General features: G+C 67.6%; 19 protein-coding genes. 5 read left to right on the top strand and 14 right to left on the bottom strand.

Features of this window, described 5'->3' with window-relative positions:
- Positions 1–6: 6 nt before the first annotated feature.
- The 6 genes from RIA68_03700 to rnhA all read right to left on the bottom strand — a co-directional run bounded on the left by RIA68_03700 (position 7) and on the right by rnhA (position 7322).
- On the bottom strand, positions 7–645 hold the full coding sequence (locus tag RIA68_03700) for a prepilin-type N-terminal cleavage/methylation domain-containing protein (protein ID MEQ8316539.1): 639 nt from the start codon (positions 643–645) through the stop codon (positions 7–9).
- Complete coding sequence (locus RIA68_03695; GenBank protein ID MEQ8316538.1) at positions 642–3554, bottom strand: hypothetical protein; 2913 nt, start codon at positions 3552–3554, stop codon at positions 642–644. Before RIA68_03695 ends, RIA68_03700 begins: the two co-directional genes overlap by 4 nt.
- Positions 3555–3578: 24 nt before the next feature.
- Positions 3579–4274 (bottom strand): prepilin-type N-terminal cleavage/methylation domain-containing protein, encoded by a 696-nt coding sequence (locus tag RIA68_03690; GenBank protein ID MEQ8316537.1) that lies wholly within the window; start codon positions 4272–4274, stop codon positions 3579–3581.
- Positions 4275–4344: 70 nt separating this feature from the next.
- On the bottom strand, positions 4345–5571 hold the full coding sequence (locus RIA68_03685) for a type II secretion system F family protein (GenBank protein MEQ8316536.1): 1227 nt from the start codon (positions 5569–5571) through the stop codon (positions 4345–4347).
- 49 nt (positions 5572–5620) lie between these two features.
- Positions 5621–6676, bottom strand: a complete 1056-nt coding sequence (locus RIA68_03680) for a PilT/PilU family type 4a pilus ATPase (protein ID MEQ8316535.1) — start codon at positions 6674–6676, stop codon at positions 5621–5623.
- Positions 6677–6860: 184 nt separating this feature from the next.
- Positions 6861–7322 carry a ribonuclease HI gene (rnhA, locus tag RIA68_03675; protein MEQ8316534.1) on the bottom strand — a complete coding sequence of 154 codons (462 nt, stop codon included), beginning with the start codon at positions 7320–7322 and terminating at the stop codon, positions 6861–6863.
- A gap of 72 nt (positions 7323–7394) precedes the next feature.
- On the opposite strand from rnhA, the gene RIA68_03670 reads away from it, so the two are divergent.
- Entirely contained in the window at positions 7395–10253 is a 2859-nt protein-coding gene (locus RIA68_03670; GenBank protein ID MEQ8316533.1) for a phosphoribosylformylglycinamidine synthase subunit PurS, read from the top strand.
- A 52-nt stretch (positions 10254–10305) separates the two neighbouring features.
- Here RIA68_03670 and RIA68_03665 read toward each other — a convergent pair whose 3' ends face one another.
- The gene (locus RIA68_03665) at positions 10306–10569 is read right to left on the bottom strand and encodes a hypothetical protein (GenBank protein MEQ8316532.1); all 264 of its coding nucleotides are present in this window, start codon (positions 10567–10569) and stop codon (positions 10306–10308) included.
- A 466-nt stretch (positions 10570–11035) separates the two neighbouring features.
- Entirely contained in the window at positions 11036–11158 is a 123-nt protein-coding gene (locus RIA68_03660) for a hypothetical protein (protein ID MEQ8316531.1), read from the bottom strand.
- A gap of 106 nt (positions 11159–11264) precedes the next feature.
- Between RIA68_03660 and RIA68_03655 the strand changes: the two genes are divergently transcribed.
- Entirely contained in the window at positions 11265–11873 is a 609-nt protein-coding gene (locus RIA68_03655; GenBank protein MEQ8316530.1) for an XRE family transcriptional regulator, read from the top strand.
- Here RIA68_03655 and RIA68_03650 read toward each other — a convergent pair.
- From RIA68_03650 to RIA68_03640, 3 genes are read right to left on the bottom strand one after another with little or no spacing between them, the layout of a single operon-like run.
- Positions 11870–13333: a sigma-54 dependent transcriptional regulator gene (locus RIA68_03650; protein ID MEQ8316529.1), complete on the bottom strand. Its 1464-nt coding sequence runs from the start codon at positions 13331–13333 to the stop codon at positions 11870–11872. The two genes, RIA68_03655 and RIA68_03650, sit on opposite strands and share 4 nt — an antisense overlap.
- Positions 13334–13339: 6 nt before the next feature.
- The gene (locus RIA68_03645) at positions 13340–13843 is read right to left on the bottom strand and encodes a crossover junction endodeoxyribonuclease RuvC (protein ID MEQ8316528.1); all 504 of its coding nucleotides are present in this window, start codon (positions 13841–13843) and stop codon (positions 13340–13342) included.
- A gap of 2 nt (positions 13844–13845) precedes the next feature.
- Complete coding sequence (locus RIA68_03640; protein ID MEQ8316527.1) at positions 13846–14517, bottom strand: riboflavin synthase; 672 nt, start codon at positions 14515–14517, stop codon at positions 13846–13848.
- Between the two features lie 219 nt (positions 14518–14736).
- On the opposite strand from RIA68_03640, the gene RIA68_03635 reads away from it, so the two are divergent.
- The 3 genes from RIA68_03635 (at position 14737) to RIA68_03625 (ending at position 18480) form a co-directional block, all read left to right on the top strand.
- Positions 14737–15933: a PQQ-binding-like beta-propeller repeat protein gene (locus tag RIA68_03635; GenBank protein MEQ8316526.1), complete on the top strand. Its 1197-nt coding sequence runs from the start codon at positions 14737–14739 to the stop codon at positions 15931–15933.
- Positions 15934–15936: 3 nt separating this feature from the next.
- Entirely contained in the window at positions 15937–17541 is a 1605-nt protein-coding gene (purH, locus tag RIA68_03630; GenBank protein ID MEQ8316525.1) for a bifunctional phosphoribosylaminoimidazolecarboxamide formyltransferase/IMP cyclohydrolase, read from the top strand.
- Positions 17542–17853: 312 nt separating this feature from the next.
- Positions 17854–18480 carry an HNH endonuclease gene (locus tag RIA68_03625; GenBank protein ID MEQ8316524.1) on the top strand — a complete coding sequence of 209 codons (627 nt, stop codon included), beginning with the start codon at positions 17854–17856 and terminating at the stop codon, positions 18478–18480.
- Positions 18481–18555: 75 nt separating this feature from the next.
- Here RIA68_03625 and RIA68_03620 read toward each other — a convergent pair whose 3' ends face one another.
- The 3 genes from RIA68_03620 to guaB all read right to left on the bottom strand — a co-directional run bounded on the left by RIA68_03620 (position 18556) and on the right by guaB (position 21616).
- On the bottom strand, positions 18556–19359 hold the full coding sequence (locus RIA68_03620) for a Bax inhibitor-1/YccA family protein (GenBank protein MEQ8316523.1): 804 nt from the start codon (positions 19357–19359) through the stop codon (positions 18556–18558).
- Between the two features lie 69 nt (positions 19360–19428).
- Positions 19429–19974 (bottom strand): hypothetical protein, encoded by a 546-nt coding sequence (locus RIA68_03615; protein MEQ8316522.1) that lies wholly within the window; start codon positions 19972–19974, stop codon positions 19429–19431.
- A gap of 34 nt (positions 19975–20008) precedes the next feature.
- On the bottom strand, positions 20009–21616 hold the full coding sequence (gene guaB, locus RIA68_03610) for an IMP dehydrogenase (protein MEQ8316521.1): 1608 nt from the start codon (positions 21614–21616) through the stop codon (positions 20009–20011).
- Between the last annotated feature and the right edge of the window lie 88 nt (positions 21617–21704).

Genomic DNA, 21704 nt, shown 5'->3' with positions numbered 1-21704 from the left:
CCGCCGCTAGTCCCGCAAGCGCCTGGGCGAGGCGCTCGCGACGAGGCGAAGCGTTGGGGTATCCCAGTTGGCGTTGAGCCCGGCGTCGCCGATGTCGCTGGCCTCGACGGTGATGTCGATGGTTGCGCGGGTGAGCTGGGGGCCAACGTCGTACTCCAGCGTAAAGGTCGCATCCTGCACGCCGCGCAGGAGCGGCCGGGTCTCGCTGCCGGTCAGCACGCCGTCGGTGAACTCGTCGATGGTCAGCATCAGCCGCTGCGAGCCGTCGGTGGCTTCGGGGTCGACCTCGGCGAAGATGCGTGTGACCTCGCGGAAGTTCAGTGCCTCGTCCTCGTCCGACACGAACTCGATGGCGTTGGTGAACATCGGGTTCTGCGTCTGGTCGAGCACGTCGATGGGATAGGGCGCGAACTCGCTGCCCGTGCGGATCATGGTCAGGATTCGGTGCGTCACGATGCGCGTGACGACGTGCGTCGAGGCCGTCTCGCTCGTCTGCTGGTAGCTCTTGAAGCTGGTATCGAGCGCCGCCAGCGAGGCGGTCAGCAGCGCTGCACTGATGCCCAGCGCCACCATCATCTCGATCAGGCTGAAGCCCCGGCCGCTCGCGGCCAGCAATTGGCTTGTCTTGCTCTTCAACGTCTTCACGGTCGACCCTCCTGGTACGAGCCGGGCATGACACGTACCTGCATCGGCAGCATGATGCCATCGGGCAGCACCATGTCGGGGTTGAATCGCAGGTTCACCCGGCCATAGCCGTAGAACGGAACGGGAACGGCTTCGGCCGGGATGTCCGGGTCATCGTGAGCGATGTCGGCCAGCCCGTCGCCGTCGGTGTCGTAGCCGACGATCTTCTGCATGCGCATCTCGCCGGTGATCGGGTCCTCGGCCATCATCTCGGGCAGCGTGGTCGGGTCGAGCGATTCCTCGTCGCCGTCCTCGGGCCCGAAGTAGCCCAAGGTAGTGTTGAACATCGCGGGGTTGCCCACGGGCACGCCGAACTGGTCGACCAGCGGTGGCTCGCCGGGCATGGGCTTGAAGGTCATCAACAGGGCGCCGTCGATGGCCGCGTTGCCACGGATATCCATGACGCCGGCCACGACCACGCCGCCGAGCTGGACGTCCTGCGTGGGCGGGCTGTTGAAGGTGCCAAGGTCGACCGAATAGCCGGGCAGCATCATGCTCGACAGATCGATGAGTTCCTCGTCATCGCTGTCAGGGCGATACCGCTCGTCCGACTGCTTGTCGGGGTCGGGATGCTCACGCAAGAACCGCGTGGCGCCCGTGTACTGCAGCTTGTTGCGCGTCGGCGTGTACTGCAGCGGCGTATCGCTCACGATCGATCCGATGAACATGCAGTCGTGGAATCGGATGTTGTTCGACACCATCTTGGTGTCGGTGACGCGGCGGCCATCGATGACGATCGGATCCAGCAGATCATCGAAGTTCACCGGACGCGCCGTCTTGCGGAAGTCCGCCTTGTCGAGTGCCTGCGTGAACGGATCCATCGGAATGAAGAACCCCTGCTCGGGCGGCAACGCCGTCGCGGGCAGGATGTCATCGGGCAGCTCCGCCACCGTCGTAATCTCGATCCTCGGGGCGTCGGGCTGCGGACGACCCAGGTCCGAGTCGAAGCTCATCTTGCCGTACAGGGCCCAGTTCAGGTGCTCGTTGTTGGACTCAGTACGGACGTACGTGATGCCCACGAACGTGCAGTTGATGAACAGCGCATTGAGACCCTGCTCGAGAACGGCGTCCTTGAACGTCATGTTCACGAACACGGGTCGGTAGTACCAGTCCGTGAAGTTCGGGCTGTTGAAGGGCGACTTCTCGAAGTACGCCGTGTCCCAGTTGTCGGGGCGACCGTCGCCGTCCGCATCGGGATCCACGCGGAAGTACTGCGGTGCCTCGGGGTCGGACGCCGGCTCTTCGTAGCCGACCAGGTCGCCCGGGCCACCCAGGCCGAGGTTCTGCGCAACCTGCGTCCAGAACGGCTCTCCATCGTCGGCGCCGGCCGCGATCTGGTCTTTGGCCTTGGTGAAGCGATCCGTCGTCAGCTCGGGCAGGTCGTCCTCGGATGCGTCGAACGTCATCGCCGGATCATCGTCCGGATCGATCGGGCCGCGGAGCCGTTCCACGACCGGTCCCTGCAGGCTCTCCCACGCGCCCCGCGTCGCGCGGAAGCTCAGGGTGCCGTCGACCTTGCGGTACAGGTCCCGGGCATCGATGAATCCATCCCGGTAGCCCAGCACTTGGTCAGCGAACAGGCTCGAATAGGGATCCACGTCTCGCAGCGGCTCATCCCCGGGCTGCCACACGCCATCGCCGTTGACGTCGACGAAACCCGATACGCCGTTGCGATTGCGGTCGGGCTTGGCGCTGTCGATGAGCAACGCGAGTGCGTCGTCCACGCCGCGGCCGGAGCCGTCAACGAACTCTGCGGTCGCAAACTCGCCGGGCGTGCCTGCCCGCAGGTCATCAGAAAGCGCGACGCGTCCATCGTCGTTCGTGTCGTAGAACGCCAGGAAGAGATCGAACTCGTCGATGTAGCCGTCGCCGTTGACGTCGAGCGCCGTCTCGTCGGGGGTACCGTCGCCGTCGATGTCCAGCCCCGAACCCAGTCCTTCGTCGGGGTGGCCCGCGCGAAGGCGGTTGTCGTTGTCGATGTCGAAGTCCGCGATGTTGTTGTTGAGGGCGTCCAGCCTGGCGTCCAGGTCCTCGTCCAAGTGCCGGAAGTCCGACCGTAGCAGCATCGGGTCGCCGTGCGTGAACGTCAGATCGGTGAACGTCGATCCGAGATCACCGTCGACCATGACGTTCTTGCCGATCATGATCCTGTTGGGCGAGATGACCGAGTGCTCGACGCGCTTGAGCATCCGGTAGTCGCGGCTGATGGTCCGCGTCAGCGGTACGCCGCCCCGCTGGTGATCGAAGTCGTAACCGGTGACGATGATGCGAACGTCGACGCCGTTGGCGAGCGGCGCATACGTAATCTGATAGGCCTGGCCCCGCGGATCGAGATCGGGATCCTGCTCGATCAGCCCGACGGCAGGCGTGAACAGCCAGTTCTCCTCGGCATAGAGCGTCAGGTCGACGTCGACCGGCGCGGCCCCCAGCGTGGGGTCAGAGATGCCGTCGATGTCGATCGTGTTCAGGTCCTCGTCATGGATGATGGCCAGAGCGTTCGCGACGCCCGTAGGCACGTCGCCGCTGGGCAGCGTCCGCACGACCGTGTCGACGTCCGCGGGGATGGTGCCCAGCCACAAGTCTTCGCCCAGGTCGGCGTCGATCTGGCCCCGATCGATGATGAATCGAGTCGCGGCGAGATCCAGCCGCTCCTCGGCGATCGCCAGCCCCGTCTCGGCCGAACTCATCGCCCGGCTGACGTGCAGGTGCGCGGCGGCCGTCCGCAGGTTGCCCTGGCTCACCACGGCCATGGCCGCGGCCAGCGAGCCAAACAAGATCAGGAACATCATCGAGAGCACCGAAACCACGCCGCGGCGGCGCGGGCCGATGCGTCGGCGTCCTCGGCGAGCGAGCGTTCGGGGTGCCTTCATCATCACAGTCCTTCCGTCGTCCCGCTATCGAGGGACGATCCACGTGACACGCGTGACTTCCGTGGGCGCCGTCACGAACGGACCCTCGTAGGTCACCGTCACTTCGACCTTCAACGGGAATTCGTCGATCGCGATCCCCTCCGAGGCGCCCACTGGCGGCTCGAAGTAGTCCACGTCCAACTCCCGCGTCGGATCCGTCGGGTGCACCTTCACGACCCGCACCGTCTGCGTCCAGCCCTGCATAGGCACCGGATTGCCGTCCGGGTCGAGCATGACCGAACCATCTTCGAAGATCTCGGGAATCACGAGCCCGAATGCATCGAGCGGTCCGGGCAGGTCATCGTCGTCGAGGAATCCCGGCGTGCCATTGAACGCAAAGCTCAAACCGTCGAAGTCGTCGAGGTCGTCGAAGTCCTCGACGAGCACCTCGCCGTCCTCGGGGCCCCAGCCCTCTACGTCGCCACCAGCGATGCGAAGGCCGGTCACCGGATCGTGACGCCGCAGCGGCACGGTCAACTCGCGGAGCTCTCCGCCCAGGAACGTCGCGGTCGCCGCGTGCGTCGACCACTGATTGCTGCGCATGAACGCCTGATGCGCCTCGACGATGGCGACAACGCCAACACCGATGATCACCGTCGCGAGCGCCGTCTCGATCAGCGTAAAGCCGCGAGCGCGTCGGCCGAGAACCCGTCCAGCACGTTGGCGAAGGCAACGACCCAAGGAACACCTCCAATGCACCGGCAGGGCCCGCAGGCCCCACCAAGCTTCACTCTCCATTCCGAACGCCGGATCAGTTCACGATCTGGCTCATCCGGAAGATCGGCAGGATGATGGCCATGGCGATGAAGCCGACAATGCCGCCCATAACGATGATCATCACCGGCTCGATCAGGCTCGTGACCGCCTTGATCTGGTCCTTCAGCTGCTTGGCGTAATACACCGAAACCTCGTCGAGCACCTCGCCGAGCTTACCGGACTCCTCACCCGCCGAGATCATCTGAACGACGGCCCGCGGCAGCAGCGTCGTCTTGCTCAGCGGGAGCGCGATCTTCTTGCCCTGCTTCACCGACATGTAGACGTTGCGCCACATGGCCTTGTACAGGCGGTTGCCCGAGATGTCACCGGTGATGGCGAGCGTGTCGAGCATGGGCACGCCAGCGTTGATGAGCTGGCCCTTGGTGTGCAGGCTCCGGCTGATGTACAGCGAGCGGAACATGTTCTTGAACACCGGCAGCGTCAGCTTCAGGCGATCGGCCAGCAGCCCGCCGGGCTCGGTCTTGAGCGCCAGGAAGCCCGCCATGCCCAGGCCGAACACGCCCGCAACGATGTAGGGCCACTGCGTCTGCAAGAACTCGCTGAGCCCCATCAGGAACTTGGTCGAGGCCGGCAGCGCATCCTCCTTGCCCTCGAACACCGCCTTGAACTTCGGCAGCACGAAGGTGAGCAGGAACACCGTCACGGCGACGGCCATGGTTCCGATGATGCCGGGATAGATCGACGCGCCCACGACCATCTTGCGCGTCTCGATCTGCTGGGCGATGTAGCCCGCGATGCGGTCGAGCATCTGGCTGAACGAACCGGCCATCTCCGATGCGCGAACCATGTTGACGTACAAGGGTCCGAAAAGCTTGGGATGGCGCGCGAGCGCCTCCGAGAAGCTCTTGCCGCTCTCCACGTCGGTCTTGAGCTGCTCGATGACCTTGCGGAAGCCGCGGTGCGACGTCTGGTCGGCGATGCCCTCGAGGCTCGCCCGCAGGTTGATGCCGGCGCGGATCATCACCGCCAGCTGCGTCGTGAACTCGAGCACGTGCTTCTGATTCGGCTTGCCGGCGTTAAGGTCGGCCAGCTTCTCCAGGATGGCCTGCCGCTGGATGCCGCCGCCGACCGGGTTGACCGCCAGGATGTGCAGGCCCTGATTGCGCAGCACCGTGGCCGCGGTCTGCACGCTGTCGGCCGACAGCACACCGACCTGGATCTGGCCTCCCTGGCCCCGCACCTGGTAGCGATAGTTCGGCATCTCGACTCACACCCCTCGGGGCCGACGGCCCCATCTGGTCCTACACCACTCAGGCAACGAGCTGACGCTCCAGCTTGTCCGGGAAGGCGGCCTGGGCCACCGCGTCTTCCTTCGAGATCATCCCGTTGAAGTACAGCTCGGCGATGGACGCGTCCAGGCTGCTCATGCCGATCGACCGGTTCGTCTCGATCACGTTGGGGATCTCGAACGTCCGGTTCTCGCGGATCAGGTTGCGAACCGCCGGCGTGCACAGCAGCGTCTCGACCGCCGGTACCATGCCCGGCTCGTCGATGCGACTGAACAGCGTCTGGCTGACCACCGCCTGCAGCGTGTTGGCCAGCATCGATCGGATCTGGTTCTGCTGGCCGGCCGGATACATATCGATGATGCGCTCGACCGTCTGGCTCGCGTTCACGGTGTGCAGCGTGCTGAGCACGAGGTGGCCCGTCTCGGCGGCGCTGATGGCCAGGGCCGTCGTCTCAAGGTCACGCATCTCGCCCACGAGCACGATGTCGGGGTCCTGACGCAGGGCGTGCTTCAGGCCGCTCGCGAAGGTGGGCATGTCCTGGCCCAGCTCACGCTGCTCGATCAGGCAGTGGTCGCTCTCGAAGGTGTACTCCACCGGGTCTTCGAGCGTGATGATGTGCTTGCGGTACCGCTCGTTCATCGCCTGGATCATGGCGGCGAGGGTCGTCGACTTGCCCGAGCCCGTGTCGCCCGTCACGAGTACGAGGCCGCGTGGCAGGTACGTCAGGCGAGCGATGACCTCCGGAAGCGTCAGCGCGCTCAGCGGGGGTACCTTGGTCTTGATGGCACGAAGGCACAGGCCGACCTGGCCGCGCTGCAAGTGTGCGTTCACGCGGTAGCGGCTGAGCCCCTCGATCTCGTACGAGAAGTCCGAGTCCTTCTGGCGATCGAACGTCTGAACGGCCTCTGGTGGCGCCATCTCCTCCAGGATGGCGCGCCCGGACGCCGGCGAGATCACCGGGAAGTCCATCGGCGTCATCACCTGGTTGACGCGCATCACGGGCGGCTGCCCCGACACGAGGTGGATATCCGATGCGTTGGCCTTGTGGGCCACCTTGAGTACGTCGTGCAGGTTCACGCGCAAATCCCCCTCAGCGGGCGTCCGGTGGCCGAACGAACGTCGCCGGCCTCAACGCTCACCATCGTCGGGATCGGACCACCACTCTCGCGCGCACGCCGGCGGACGTGGCAAGAACAGCCGGTTGTAACGGCGTCGCTCGAAACCAACGTCCCAAAAGTGTCATTGGTAAGCGATTATCGCCCTAGCCGCGGGCCGCCTCGTCCCGGGCCGCCACCGCCAGCGCATCGGCACGCTCGTTCTCGGGGTGGTCGTTGTGCCCCCGCACCCAGTGGAAGCTCAGCGTGTGCTTCTGCACCAGCTCGTCGAGCTGCATCCACAGGTCCTGGTTCTTCACCGGCTGCTTGCTGGCCGTCTTCCAGCCCCGCTTCTTCCACGAGGCCATCCACTCCTTCAGGCCCTTGAGCACGTACTGCGAGTCCGAGTACAGCTCGACGCGGCTGGGCTTGGCCAGCGCCCCGAGCCCTCGGATCACGGCCATGAGTTCCATGCGGTTGTTGGTGGTTGCCTTCTCGCCGCCGCTGCCGGTCTTCTCGGACCCCGACGATGGATGCCTCAGGATGTACGCCCAGCCCCCTGGCCCGGGGTTGCCCGAGCATGCGCCATCGGTGTACATCTCGACCATCGGGAGCGCATCGCCTGCCATCGGGCCATGCTACCCGGCCGAGTGCGGCCGGCCTTCTCGGACCACGCGCTCGGCCGCCATACCATCGCCCCCATGCCCACGCACCGCTTCGAAGTCAGGCCGCTGGAAGATGCCGGCGACCCCCGCGCCCGCCGCCTCGTGCGAGAGGCCGAGGCCCTCGGGCTGGGCCTCACCAACGCCCGTACCGCCAAGGTCTACCTCTTGGAGGGCGAACTCACCGAGCATCAACGCGACGCCATCGCCCGCGCCCTGCTGGTGAATCCCGTGACGGAGACGCTGGCCGAGGGCGACGGCCAGCCCGGCGTCACGCTCGAGGTCCACCCCCTCCCCGGCGTCATGGACCCTGCCGCCCAGTCCGTCGAGGAGGCCGTCCGTGAGTTGCTGGGCGTCGAGGTGCAGGCCTCCACCGGCGTGCGGTACGACCTCGAGGGCCTGGCCGCCGAGGACGCCAAGGCCATGGCCGCCCGCCTGCTCTTCAATCCGGTCGTGCAGGCCCTCCACGAGGGGGCCTTCCACCCCGACGCCCTGCCGCACGGTGAGCCGTACGAATTCAAGCCGCTCTCGGTCGAGATCACCACCCTCGACGACGCCGGCCTCGAACGCCTCAGCCGCGAGGGGCACCTGTTCCTGAGCCTCAGCGAGATGCGGGCCATCCAGCAGCAGTACCAGTCGCTCGGCCGCGAGCCGACCGACATCGAGCTGGAAACCCTCGCCCAGACCTGGAGCGAGCACTGCGTCCACAAGACGCTCAAGAGCGACTACCACTACACCGGTCCAAAGGATGACACCATCAACTGGGTCTCTCGCCCTGGCGTGACTGCCAACGCGGACGGCTCGGTCACGATTGCCAATCTTCTCAAGAGCACCGTCGCCGCCGCTACGCACGAGCTGATCGCCGACGGCCTCGACTGGACGCTCTCGATCTTCCACGACAACTCGGGCGTGGTCGCCTTCGACGACGATTTCGGCGTGTGCATCAAGGTCGAGACCCACAACCACCCCAGCGCGCTCGAGCCCTATGGCGGAGCGGCGACGGGCATCGGCGGCTGCATCCGCGACATCATCGGCACCGGTCTGGCCGCTAAGCCGATCGCGAACACCGACGTGTTCTGCGTCGCGCTTCCGGACACCCAAGATGTTCCGGCCGGGTGCACCCATCCCCGGCGTGTGCTGCGCGAGGTCGTGGCGGGCGTGCGAGACTACGGCAACCGCATGGGCATCCCCACGCTGAATGGTGCGGTCGACTTCGATCCGCGCTACGTCGGCAACCCGCTGGTCTTCGCCGGCTGCATCGGCCTGATCCCCAGGGACAAGATCGACGGCGAAGCACAACCAGGCGACCGCATCATCGCGCTGGGCGGGCGGACGGGCCGCGACGGCATCCACGGCGCGACGTTCTCGAGCGCCGAGCTGAGCGACACGCACGCCGACGAGTTCAGCCACGCCGTCCAGATCGGCAACCCGATCGAGGAAAAGAAGGTCCTCGACGCCATCCTCCGGGCGCGCGACGAGGGCGATCGCCCGCTCTTCAGCGCCATCACCGACTGCGGCGCGGGTGGCTTCAGCAGCGCCATCGGCGAGATGGGCGAGAAGCTCGGCGCCGACGTGCAGCTCGCCAGCGCGCCCCTCAAGTACGCGGGCCTGACGTACACCGAGATCTGGATCAGCGAGGCCCAGGAGCGGATGATCCTGGCCGTGCCCGAGCAGAACATCGCGGCACTCCAGTCCATCTGCGACGAGGAGGGCGTCGAGCTAGCCAACCTCGGCCACTTCGGCACGCCGGACTCCGAACTTGTTCTGCGTTATGGCAACCACGAGGTCGGCCGCCTGCCGATGGCGTTCGTCCACGGCGGCATCCCGCGCGAGACGCTGCCGGCGGTGTGGTCGCCAGCGGAACCGAAGGCCAAGCCCAGCAGCGAACCCGACGTCGGCGATGCTCTACTGAAGCTGCTCGCACACCCGTCGATCGCGAGCAAGCACTGGATCGTCCGCCAGTACGACCACGAGGTGCAGGGCAACACGGTGCTCAAGCCGCTGGTCGGCCCGCCCGCCGACGACGGTGCGAGCCGCGGACCGGGCGATGCGTCGGTCATCGAGCCGGTGCCGGGCACGGGGCGCGGCGTGGCGATCGGCTGTGGATTGCAGACGCGCGTGGGCGACCCAGACATCGGCGGCGACCCGTACCTCATGGCACTCGCCGCCATCGACGAGTGCGTGCGAAACCTCGTGTGCGTCGGGGCGGACCCCAGCCGCATCGCCATCCTCGACAACTTCTGCTGGCCGGGCGTGAAAGACGCCGAGAGCCTGGGCCACCTCGTGCGCGCTGCTATCGGCTGCTACGACGGCGCCAAGGCCTACCGCACGCCCTTTGTGAGCGGCAAGGACTCGCTCAACAACCAGTTCCGCGCCGACGACGGCACGACGATCCGCATCCCGCCCACGCTGCTCATCACGGGGCTGGGCATCGTGCACGACATCGACAAGTGCGTGACGAGCGACGCCAAGCAGGCGGGCAACGCGATCGTGCTCGTGGATGGATCTGCCGACTGGCAACGGCTCGCGCACGGCCCGAAGGCGGCCGCTGGCGTGGCGAAGGCGATCGAGCAGGGCCTCGTGCTGAGCGCCCACGACGTGAGCGATGGGGGCGTGCTCGTGGCGCTCGCCGAGATGCTCATTGCCGGAAGTACGCCTGCAGCGCCGATCGGTGCGAACGTCGATGGCCTCGGCGATGTCGATCCGTTCGAGGAGCTGCCCGGTCGATACCTGCTGGAGGTCGCCGCCGAAGACGTAGATCACGTTGCGAGCATGTTCGAGGGCGTCCGGTGCACGCGGCTGGCGACGCTCGACGCATCCGGCGCGTTGCGTCTCGATGACGCCTCGGTCGACGTCGAAGAGATGGCCCGGACGTGGCGCAGTCCGCTCGATTGGTGAGGGCATGACAAGGCCCGGGCGTGCGCCCGGGCCTCGTTCAAGCTTAAAGGCATCAGAAGATCATGGGCGGGCCGGCGCGCTCGCTCGCGCTGGTGCGGCCCTCGATCGCCCGGCGCTCGCGCTCGGTGAGCACGCCGCGCTGGTCGACGATGCCCAGGCGCGCATTCGCGGCGATGCACCATCGCCTGAACAATCGCAGCAGGCCGACGAAGCGAACGAGCTTCCACGCGCCCCGTGCGATGGTGACGATGCCGAGTACCGTGGCGGCCACGGTGAGCGCGGGCGACCAGGACTCGGCGAAGCGTTGCGACAACATGGCGAACCTCCTCGTAGCCGCGGGCGCGCACGCCGACGGCGGAGCAGCGGCCCTCTCGCGGCACACCATGCGCCCAGAAGGAACCGCGGACTGGATGCGGGGGAAGCCGACGCGATCAGGCGCGTCGGCTGATCAGCGCACGCACGTCACGCAAGAGCGCGGCGGGGTGGCGATGGGTTGTGTTGCTGGGGGCCGGGCGAGGCCGGCGTGGCGTCAAGCCTTGCGAAGCTGACGCGATACTCGATCAACAATCGGATCGGTATCGAGGAGCATCGACTGGCCGTTCGCAGTGGTGATCAGGTTGAACTCGATCATCGATGCCCCCTCTCTCCCCGGGGCCTCCAGGCCGCTGCGGGGGAATGTCTAAGGGCCAACACTATCGGCGAACGGGGTGCAGTCAATCCAGGCGCAGCAAAAAGCCCCGGCAGGCGGCCGGGGCCTTGGGGAGAGTTGAACTGCGGCGGTCTCAGGCGGTCGCGACCAGCAGCGTGAGGATGGCGCTGGCGAGGATCAGGCCGCCGAGGGCCCATCGTGTGGCGATGCCGAGGCTGCAGGCGGTGGTGCAGGGGGTTGCGATGATGTTCTTCATGGTGAACGCTCCTTGACTGGATTGCCGAGAAACGAACTCGTACAGTTCGCTATAGTGTACGATTACTACTATCGTCTGTCACTCGTTCGCAATAGAGAATTATTCGATGGCCAAGAAAACAGTCCCCACGCCCGAGCCGTCGACCTCTGACATCGGCGCGTCGGTCCGGGCCAAGCGTGAGCAGATGGGCATGACCCAGGCCGAGCTCGCCCGCCGCAGCGGGGTCAGCAAGGCCATGCTGTGCGACGTGGAGGCCGACCGCAAGAACCCGACGATCAGGCTCCTGGGCCAGATCGCCCTGGGCCTGGGCTGCGGCATCTCGGACCTGCTGGACCTGGAAGACAAGCCCGTGTTCACGGTCGACCGGGCCAGGGACCAGCGGGTGCTGGTCGACCCCGAGAACCAGATGGAGCGGCGGATCCTGAGCCGCACGCTCGTCAAGCACGGCGTCGAGGTGCTGCACTACACCTATCCGGTCGGCAGCGACTGCGAGGGCTTCCCGCCCCACCCGGCGGGCAGTCTGGAGACGGCGTACGTACTCGACGGCCGGGTGCGGCTGGAGGTCGGCGGCGAGCCCATCGAGCTGGCGGCCGGCGACGCGGCGACGTATCGCGCCGACCTCGAGCACTCGACCACCAACCTGGGCAAGAAGCCGGCGAAGATTATCTACGTGACGCACATTCCGCGGCAGCAGGTCAAGCCGGCGGGCAGCTAGCGGAGGCCGTACTCACGGAGCTTGCGGTAGAGCGTGCGTTCGCCGATGCCCAGGAGCTTGGCGGCCTGCTCGCGGTTTCCGCCGGTGAGCCGGAGCGTCTCGCGGATGGCGCGTTTTTCGATTTGTTCGAGGCTGGTGCCCGCGAGCGTGCCCGAGGCGGCGCCCGCCTCGCCCTCGTCCTCGCCCGCGCGCACCTCGGGGGGGATGTGGCGGACCTCGAGCCTTGCCGGCGTGTCCTCGGCGGCTTCGCCGATGGCGCTGACGACCATGTTCTGGACGACGTTCAGGAGCTGGCGGACGTTGCCGGGCCAGTCGTAGGCCGTCAGGCGCATGAGGGCGGCGTCGGTGATCTCCGGGGCGGGCTGGGACATCTGGTCGGCAAAGCGAGCCGCGGCGTGCTGGGCGATGCGGGGGATGTCCTCGCGACGCTCACGCAGCGGTGGCACGTGGACGTGGGCGCCGTTGATGCGGAAGTAGAGGTCCTCGCGGAACGTCCCCTCGGCGATCATCCTGCGGAGGTCCTTGTTGGTCGCGCTGACGAAGCGGACGTCGGTCTTGCGCGGGTCGTTGCTGCCCAGGCGGACGACCTCGCCGGTCTCGAGGACGCGCAGGAGCTTGGCCTGCATGCTCATGGGCATATCGCCGATCTCGTCGAGAAAGAGCGTGCCGTTGTTGGCGTACTCGAAGACGCCCTCGCGGTCCTTTTCGGCCCCGGTGAACGCGCCGCGGACGTGGCCGAAGAGCTGGTCCTCGAGCAGGCTTTCGCTCTGGCCCGCGCAGTTGAAGGCGACGTACCGCTTGGCCGAGCGGGGCGAGTTGGTGTGCACGGCGCTGGCGATGAGTTCCTTACCCGTCCCGCTCTCGCCCGTAATGAGCACGGCGATGTTCGACGGTGCCACGGTGCGCACGGTCTTGACGATCCGGCGCATGGGCTCGCTACCGGCAATGAGGCCCTCGAAGCCGTCGTGCTGGACGAGGTCGCCCAGCTCGCCCGACTCCTGGCGGAGCAGCACGGCCTCGGCGGCGCGGTTGATCAGGCTGCGGAAGACGGCTAGGTCGAGCGGCTTCTCGATGAAGTCGTACGCGCCCTCCTTGAAGGCGTTGCGGGCGGTCGAGACGTCGCCGTGGGCGGTGACCATGACGGTCTCGGCGTCGGGCTGCAGAGCCCGAGCGGCCCGCAGGACGAGCAGGCCGGCGTCTGCGCCGTCGGGGCCGACGGCGGCGTCCTCGTGCGCCTGCTGGCCGGCCGACGTGGGCATGCGAAGGTCGGTCACGACGACGTCGAAGGCGCCGCCTTTGAGCTCGTCCATGGCCTCGGCGACCGAGCCGACGATGGTGCACACGTGCCCGGGCTTGCGCAGGGCTTCGGCCATGGTGTCGGCGTGGTCGGGCTCGTCCTCGACGATGAGCACCTGGGCGGCCGGCGTAGCGGTCTTGGGGTTGTTGTCGGCGATGGCCATGGACGCTCAGGGTAGTGGGGCGGCCTGGGTGTGTCGCAGCAGCCCGCCCGCGGCGATGGCGATCGCGTCGGCCACGTCGGCGGGCGTGGGCGGCTCGGGCAGGTCGTAGCGGGCCTGGACGGCGAGCCGCATTTGTTCCTTGGTTGCGCGCCCGGAGCCGGTCATCGACCGCTTCACGACCGCCGGCGACAGCTCCATGATCGGCAGACCCGCCCGCTTGGCGGTCAGCAGGATGACGCCCCGGGCGTGGCCCATGCTGATGGCCGTGGCGGGGAACGCCTTGTGGGCAAACACGGCCTCGACGCACGCAGCGTCGGGCTTCAAGTGCTCGATCAGGTCGCGCAAATCGGCCTCGAGCTCGACGAGTCGCGTGGCAAGGCCGTCGGGCGTGCCGTCGCCGCGCTTCAGGCGGAGGACGCCGGCTTCGTCGAGGGCGTCTCGACCGTTCCGCAGGCCCACGCAGGCGTAGCCGGTCAGGCGGAGTCCGGGATCGAGGCCGAGGACGCGCATGCTCAGGCTTTCGGCTGTTGGGGCCGGTCTTCCGTAGCCCGATCATCGGCGTAGTGGGTTTGCCAGTGCACGAGGGCCTTGACCATGCAGTCGCATTCCAGATTCACGCCGTCGCCCGGCTTCAGGTCGCCGAGCGTCGTACGCGTGAGCGTATCGGGGATGAGGGCGACCTCGAACCAGCCATCGTGGACCGAGAGTTCGGCGATCGTGAGCGAGACGCCCGAGACGCAGATCGAGCCCCGAGGGCTGACGTAGGGCATGAGGCGGGGCGGCGGCTCGATGCGGATCCGCCATTGGGGTTGCTCGACCACGTCGATCACCTTCGCGACCGCGTCGACGTGCCCCTGGACGAGGTGGCCGCCGAGCAGGGTCGTGGGCGTGCAGGATCGCTCCAGGTGCACGCGATCGCCGGACTTGAGCCCGCCGAGCGTCGTGTTGTCGAGCGTCTGATGGGTGACATCGAACGCGACGGCCAGATGGGGCCCGTGCTCATCTTTGCCTGGCTCAGACTCCACGAGGCTAAGGCAGCAGCCGTCGATGTTGATCGACTCGCCTGGGATCGGGTCGGGCTCGGCGAGCAGGTTGGTCGGAGCCGCGACGACCAGGCGCGTGCCAGCGTCGGAGGCAACCGACTGGAGCACGCGGCCAACGCTGTGGATGAGTCCGGTGTACATGGGGTGCCGGTGCCTTTCGCGAGGGAGGACGAAACCGTGGCGGTCGATCGGGCGAAGCCCATTCGCTTCCGCCATCGGCAGCCGATGGGCCCTCGTGGGCCCTTGACCCCCTGCCGCGGGGGCCGGATACTGTGCGGCAGACCTCAGGGGGGCGCACGGGCCCGGTGCCGCCTTCCAGCAACCGTACGGGCCACAACCCAGCCTCGGAGCCTTCCACGGATGCGTACTTCCATTGATAAGCGTGGCCCCCGTCCCGATCGCCGAGCCCGCCGGTTGCTGGGCCTGTCGGCGGCGGGCCTGGCTGCATGCTCGCTGATCGTCGCGGGGTGCGCACGCTCGTCTCAGATCGGTCCGCCTATCCCCGCGAAGCAGCAGGACGCTTCGGCGAGCTTCGATAGCAACGAGCTTCGATCGATCGGCTACAGCCGCGGCTGGCGTGCCTATCCGATCGTGACGAGGAGCCAGAGCGTTGAGCTCGTCCGTGCATTCGACGATATCGTGCTCGTGCTCGAGGGCGGGTCGACGCTGAGTTGCATCGACGCCCAGGGCGGCGCATCTCGGTGGAGCACGCAGCTGGAGAGCCCGGTGACGCCCTTCTTGGGGATCGCCCGTCGGGGCAACTTGGTGTATGTCAACTCGTCGTCGGAGCTCTACGTGCTCGATGCGTTGAGCGGTGAGCTGCGTGCCCGCCAGGCGCTGCCGCTCGTCGTGACGACCGGCCCGACGCGACACGAGGGTCAGTTGCTGTTTGGCTGCGCCGATGGGCAGATCTTCAGCTGGGTGCCCACGCAAGAGATTAAGCTGTGGGGCAACCAGCTCGACCATCCGGTCGATATGGATGCGATCATGGTCGACGGCATCGCGGCCTTCGTGAGCACGCAGGGCGATGTGCTGTTCATCGATCCGGCGCGCGGCACCGCGGTGATGCGTGCTGGCGGTGGGCAGCGCTTCAATGCTCTTTTTGACGGCCCGGGAGCGATGCCCGCCACGGCGCCGGGCATGCTGCTGGTGCCGAGCGAGGACCAGTCGCTCTGGGCATTTACGCCGGCGAGCAGCCGCAACCTGTGGCGCGTGCCGACCGAGGGGCCGATCACGAGCCGGCCGGTCGTTCACGGCGACCACGTGTTCATCGACCTGCCGAGCCTGGGCTTCAGCGCGGTCAACCTGGGCACGGGCGAGGTCGACTGGTCGCTGGCGGACGTCGGCGGCGAGCTCGTGGCCGTGCGCGACAAGCTGCTGGTCGTGTTCGACGCCGACAATGAGGTGCTCACGCAGATCGACGGGCCGACGGGCGACGTCTTTGGCTCGGTTCGCGTTGGCGGGGTCAGCCGGGTCGAGACCGCCGAACTCGAGGACTCGCCGATCTACCTGATCACCGATCGCGGCCTGGTCGCCCGCTTCAACCCCGACGCCTGAGCGGTGGGGGCGAACCGGTCCGAGGGTGGCGTGCGGCCGATCCGGCGGGCGCTGATTTCCGTGAGCGATAAGTCGGGCGTGGCCGAGTTCGCCGCGATGCTGTCGCGCCATGGCGTCGAGCTGGTCTCGACAGGCGGAACGGCCCGAATGCTGCGCGAGGCTGGGCTCGCGGTGCGCGACGTGAGCGAGCTGACTGGTTTTCCCGAGATGCTCGACGGCCGCGTGAAGACCCTGCACCCCAAGGTGCACGGCGGCATCCTGGGCGTCGAGGAGTTGCCCGAGCACGCACGCGCGATGGATGAGCACGGGATCGAGCCGATCGATCTGGTGTGCATCGACCTGTACCCCTTCGAGGCGACCATCGCTAAGGAGGGCGTGACGAGGGCCGAGGCGATCGAGCAGATCGACATCGGCGGGCCGGCGATGGTGCGCTCGGCGGCCAAGAACCACGACCGCGTGGCGATCGTCACGAGCCCGTCGCAGTACGGCAACGTCGCGGCCGAGCTCGAGGAGCACGGCGGGACGACAATGCCCCTCCGGGAGCACCTGGCGGCGGCGGCGTTTGCCCGCACGAGCGCGTACGACGCGGTGATCGCGTCGTATCTGTCGGCGGACGAGCGCGAGACACTGCCTCGGACGCTCTCGCTGCGGATGGGACGCGCAGCCGAGCTTCGGTACGGCGAGAATCCGCACCAGGCCGCGGCCGTGTACAAGGACGCGGGCTTTGCCGGACCAACGGTCGTTGGCGTCGAGCCCCTGCACGGCAAGGCGCTGAGCTACAACAACCTGGCGGACGCGAGCGCATCGCTCGAGCTGGCGCTCGATCTTGCCCGGACGACCGGGAAGGTCGGTGCGACAGTCATGAAGCACGCCAACCCGTGCGGGGCCGCGAGTGCGTCGGATGCCGAAGCGGCCGTCGACCTGGCACTTGCGGGTGATCCGGTGGCGGCGTTCGGAGGCATCGTGGCGTGCTCTCACGTGATCGACTTGGCGGCAGCAAAGCGGTTGAGTGCCAAGGACCTCTTCCTCGAGGTCATCGTCGCCCCCGCGTTCGAAGGCGATGCGCTCGAGCGTTTGCGTGCACGTTGGAAGACGACCCGGCTGCTCGCAGTCGGAAGCGCCGAGGGAGGCGAGCGTGGTGGCATCATGGTGCGCACGCTGCCCGGCGGTGCGCTCGCCCAGCAGATCGATGCGCTGCGGCCTGGTCCGGACTCATGGACGCTCGCGGCCGGGCCGCGACCGAGCGAAGCGACCATGTCGGCCTGCGCGGCGCTCGTCTGCATCTGCCGGTCGCTGACGAGCAACGCGGTCGCGGTCGGAGGACTTTCTGGCAGGAACGCAACGCTCTACGGTGCCGGAGCCGGGCAAATGGACCGGGTGACGAGCTGCCGCTTGGCCGTCGAGAAGGCGGGCGAGCGTGCGAATGGTGGCGTGGCTGCGAGCGATGGCTTCTTCCCGTTCAGCGACGGACCGGCCATGCTGATCGACGCGGGCGTGGCGACGATCGTCCAGCCGGGTGGCTCGAAGCGCGACGACGAGACGATCGAGCTCTGCCGGAGCAAGGGCGTGAGCCTGCTGATGACGGGCGTGCGGCACTTTCGGCACTGACCGAGCGACGGGCTGGCGGCGAGTTCGCGGACGTACGGGCAGCCTCGCCACGCGGCGGCGTTCGGATCGCGTAAAACCTGTGGGTTCGGCTGTGGACAATCGGGCCGTTCTTGCCGACAATTCGTTCGCAAGGCGGTTTTGTCGAGGATGCGTCCTTCCAGACCCAACCCGAGGCCAAACGGCGACGCGCCCCAGGCGTCCCGGGGGGGCGGCTCTCGCCCCCGCACGACCAAGAGCCACGGCCGCCACCAGCATGCTCATACGCACTCGACCGAGATCCGAGCCATCCGAGCGTGCTCGCTCGATGTGCCCGTGCTGCTCTTGAACAAGCACTATGCCGCGCTGCGCATTGTCACCGCCCGCCGGGCGTTCACGCTGCTATGCAAGGAACTGGCCGAGGTCGTCCACGTCGAGGGCGAGGACACGACGGCGACGTTCAGCAACTACGACTTCGCCCAGTGGGTCGAGGTGTCGGCCTTGCAGCACGAGATGGAGCCGGCCGCCCACGATTGGGTGCGCACGGTCCGGCTGTCGATCGCCGTTCCACGGGTGATCCGGCTCCTGGGCTACGACCGCTTGCCACGCGTGCAGGTGCGGCTGAGCCGGCGGACGATCTTCGAGCGCGACGGGCACCAGTGCCAGTACTGCAAGCGGTACTTCCGCGGCGGAGACTTGTCGGTCGACCACGTATTGCCCCGCGCGCGGGGCGGCGGCGATAGCTGGGAGAACCTGGTGGCCGCGTGCATCCGCTGCAACGCCGCCAAGGGCGATCGCACGCCCAGCGAGGCAGGCATGCCCTTGGCACGAGCGCCCAAGCGGCCCACGCCCGATTCGATCCTGCACGGTTGGGGCTCGGGCGGACCGGGCAACAAGGCCCGCGGCGCGCGCAGCGATCCGAGATTCGCGGCGTGGCGGATGTTCTTGCCTGCTGGGCGCTAAGTGAACTCGTTGCGATATAAACAAGCCGGCGTCCGAGGACGCCGGCTCGTTGAACTTCGCATTCGAGATTGCTGCCTACTCCCCGCCGCGGAGCATGGCCAGCAGGCGGAGGATGCTGAGGTAGAGCCAGACGATGGTGACCAGAAGGGCAAAGCCGGCGTACCACTCCATCCACTTGGGGGCCTTGTTGGCCACGCCGTCCTCGACGATCTTGAAGTCGATGATGAGGTTGAAGGCCGCGACGGCGACGATGACGCCGCTGACGGCGATGCTCAGCGGCCCGCCGTTCCAGCTCACGAGGCGGACGCCGAGGAAGCTCAGCAGGATGTTGGCCAGCGCGAAGAGCAGGACACCGCCGGTGGCGACGACGATCATGCGGACGACCAGCGGCGTGGCGCGGATGATCCGCGTGGCGTAGAGCGCGAGCATGACGGCGGTGATGGCGAAGGTCAGCCCGGCGGCCTGGGCGATGAGCGAAGTGTCGAGCTGGGCCATCACGCCGCCGCCACCGCTGGAGGCTGCGGCCTGCTCCTTGCTTGCGAACCCGACCCACATGAACGACGCGCCTGCCAGGAACGCGCCTTCGGCGAGCGCGTAGATCGGCGCGAGGAACGGGGCAAGCCGCGGCTTGAAGATAATGACGAGCGCCAGAATAAGTCCGAGGATGCCGCCGCCAGCCAGAAGGGCCAGCCACATCTCCGCGGCGAACGACCACAGCAGCGTTGCCGTGCCCACGGTCAGCCCAAGCAGGATCGCCGTGTTGGTGATGGCGCCCTGATAGGTCATGGTCTTTGGTGCGGCGACGTGATCGGCCCAATCGCCGTGGCCGAGATACTGCTCGACCTTGCTGACGGCGGGGTTGCCGGTGCTGGTGATCATCGGTCGTGTCTCCCTGCGTGGTGCGGTATCGGGTGAGCTCGATCGTAAGCCGACGGAAGCATCGGCGGTCTATCGCGTGCCGTGCAGAACCACCGCTGGCATCGGTCCGTGGCCGGGCACGACGTTGAACATTCGCAGGACGAAGGCCTCGCGGTCGCGGGCGTCGAGTTCGATCTGCCAGCCCCAGTCGGGCTGGCCCGGGCCGGCGGGATAGGTGCCGTAGAGGTGCACGACGCCTTCGTGCTGGTAGCCGTGCAGGGTCATGCCTCCGCCGGCGTGGAAGCTGTCGGTCCATTCGCACCGGAGCGCCCCGGGCTGGCCGGCGAGCTCGATCACGCCCTCGTGGTCCTTGTCACCGCGAGACCAGGTGTAGCGGACGGTCTTGGCGGCGACCTCGACGGTGCCGTCCGAACGGTCGGGCGTGGTGGGATCGAAGATCCAGAGCCGGTTGGGGCCGGCCCACGCGCCGTGGTGCGTCTCCGGCAGCGCGATCTCGGTGGGTCCGGACGCTGCTGGCTGCCCTTCTTGTTGGCCCGGCCCGACCCCGAGGGCGAGCGCACCTCCCATCGCAAAGATGCCCAGGAGGCAAGCGAGCATGGTGGCGGTCGGGGTCATGTCGGGCTCCTTCGATGTTGATGGCCTGCGAGCGTCAGTGTTCCTTGTTTCGCCCCTCGATGGTGTAGTTGGGCGATTCCTTGGTGATGCGGATGTCGTGGGGGTGGCTCTCGACCATGCTGGCGGCCGTGACGCGGCAGAAGCGGGCGTCGCTGCGGAAGTCCTCGATGGTTGGGCAACCCGTGTAGCCCATCGCGGCGCGGAGGCCGCCGACGAGCTGGTAGACGAACTCGGCCAGCGGGCCGCGGTAGGGCACCAGGCCCTCGACGCCCTCGGGCACGAACTTCTGCTTCGGTCGTCCGCTCTGGTCGTACTTGTCGGCCTGGCCGTAGCGGTCGGCGCTGCCGCGGTTCATGGCCCCTTCTGAGCCCATGCCGCGGTAGCTCTTGTAGCGGCGGCCGCCGGAAATCACGAGCTCGCCCGGGCTCTCATCCAGACCGGCGAGCAGCCCGCCCAGCATCACCGTGCTGGCGCCGGCGGCGATGGCCTTGGCGATGTCGCCGGACATGCGGATGCCTCCGTCGGCGATGACGGGGACCGGGTTCGTTGGATCTGCCTGGGCGACGCCGCGAAGGCCCTCGAAGATGGCCGAGATCTGCGGCACGCCCACGCCCGTGACGACGCGCGTCGTGCAGATGCTGCCCGGGCCGATGCCGACCTTCACCGCGTCGACGCCGGCGTTCGCGAGGTCTCGCGCCCCGTCGGCGGTCGCGACGTTGCCCGCGATGACCTGGATGTCGTGCTTGGCCTTGATCTGCTTGACGGTCTCGAGCACGTTTCGGCTGTGGCCGTGCGCGGTGTCGACGACGATGACGTCGACGCCCGCAGCGATGAGCGCGTCGACACGGTCGAATTGCAGCACGCCGACGGCGGCGCCGCAGAGGAGCCGGCCGAGCGAGTCGGTGCTGGCGTCTGGGAAGCGGCTCAGCCGCTCGATGTCGCGCATGGTGACCAGGCCGGCAAGGTGCTTGTTCTCGTCGACGAGGATGAGCTTCTCGACCTTGTTCTGGTTGAGGATGCCCTCGGCCTCGTTCAGCGTCGTGCCGGCGGGCGCGGTCACCAGCGGGTCGCTGGTCATCACCTGGGAGACCTTGGTCGAGAGATCTTCGACGAACTTGAGGTCGCGCCGGGTCAGGATGCCCAGGATCTTGCCCTTGCTTCGCAGGTCGTCCGAGCCGTCTTCGGTGACCGGAAAGCCCGAGACGTTGTACTGGGCCATGAGCTCGCGGGCTCGGCCGACGGTGTCGCCCGGGCCCAGCGTGATGGGGTCGGTGATCACGCCGTTGGCCGAGCGCTTCACTTGCACGACCTGCCTGGCCTGCTCTTCTTCGGACAGGTTTTTATGGATGATGCCGATGCCGCCCTCGAGGGCGAGCGCGATGGCCAGCGGCGCTTCGGTGACGGTGTCCATCGGCGCGCTGACGATCGGCACGCGGAGGCGGATGCCCCGCGTGAGCTGGCTGGAGGTGTCGGCCCCGGCCGGGAGCACCTCGCTGGCGCGCGGCAGCAGCAGCACGTCGTCGTACGTGATGCCGTCCAACACGACCTTCGCGTCCGCCGTCGGGGCGTCGCTTGCTTGGCTGGAATGTGAGGGGGCGGCGTTGCTCGGGGGAGGCGTGATCGAGTGGGTGGCCATGCTCATGCTTGGCTCGCCGGTGCGGGGGGTCAAGAGCGAACGGTGCCCGAGGCGTTCTGCAGGGACGCAGAAACGCCGCGGAGCGGATCGGAGT

It is taken from the genome of Phycisphaerales bacterium (genome assembly GCA_040217175.1).
Classification (GTDB): domain Bacteria; phylum Planctomycetota; class Phycisphaerae; order Phycisphaerales; family UBA1924; genus JAHCJI01.
The sequence above is the reverse complement of the archived record's forward strand: the minus strand, read 5'-3'. Positions and strand labels throughout refer to the sequence as shown.

Bases quoted from the DNA above. Each gene is read 5' to 3' on its own strand.
- RIA68_03650 (MEQ8316529.1), bottom strand. From the start codon at position 13,333: ATGGCCATCGCCGACAACAACCCCAAGACCGCTACGCCGGCCGCCCAG.
- RIA68_03670 (MEQ8316533.1), top strand. From the start codon at position 7,395: ATGCCCACGCACCGCTTCGAAGTCAGGCCGCTGGAAGATGCCGGCGAC.
- RIA68_03655 (MEQ8316530.1), top strand. From the start codon at position 11,265: ATGGCCAAGAAAACAGTCCCCACGCCCGAGCCGTCGACCTCTGACATC.
- RIA68_03645 (MEQ8316528.1), bottom strand. From the start codon at position 13,843: ATGCGCGTCCTCGGCCTCGATCCCGGACTCCGCCTGACCGGCTACGCC.
- RIA68_03660 (MEQ8316531.1), bottom strand. From the start codon at position 11,158: ATGAAGAACATCATCGCAACCCCCTGCACCACCGCCTGCAGCCTCGGC.
- RIA68_03620 (MEQ8316523.1), bottom strand. From the start codon at position 19,359: ATGATCACCAGCACCGGCAACCCCGCCGTCAGCAAGGTCGAGCAGTAT.
- RIA68_03665 (MEQ8316532.1), bottom strand. From the start codon at position 10,569: ATGTTGTCGCAACGCTTCGCCGAGTCCTGGTCGCCCGCGCTCACCGTG.
- RIA68_03615 (MEQ8316522.1), bottom strand. From the start codon at position 19,974: ATGACCCCGACCGCCACCATGCTCGCTTGCCTCCTGGGCATCTTTGCG.
- RIA68_03685 (MEQ8316536.1), bottom strand. From the start codon at position 5,571: ATGCCGAACTATCGCTACCAGGTGCGGGGCCAGGGAGGCCAGATCCAG.
- RIA68_03640 (MEQ8316527.1), bottom strand. From the start codon at position 14,517: ATGTACACCGGACTCATCCACAGCGTTGGCCGCGTGCTCCAGTCGGTT.
- guaB (MEQ8316521.1), bottom strand. From the start codon at position 21,616: ATGAGCATGGCCACCCACTCGATCACGCCTCCCCCGAGCAACGCCGCC.
- RIA68_03635 (MEQ8316526.1), top strand. From the start codon at position 14,737: ATGCGTACTTCCATTGATAAGCGTGGCCCCCGTCCCGATCGCCGAGCC.
- rnhA (MEQ8316534.1), bottom strand. From the start codon at position 7,322: ATGGCAGGCGATGCGCTCCCGATGGTCGAGATGTACACCGATGGCGCA.
- RIA68_03695 (MEQ8316538.1), bottom strand. From the start codon at position 3,554: ATGAAGGCACCCCGAACGCTCGCTCGCCGAGGACGCCGACGCATCGGC.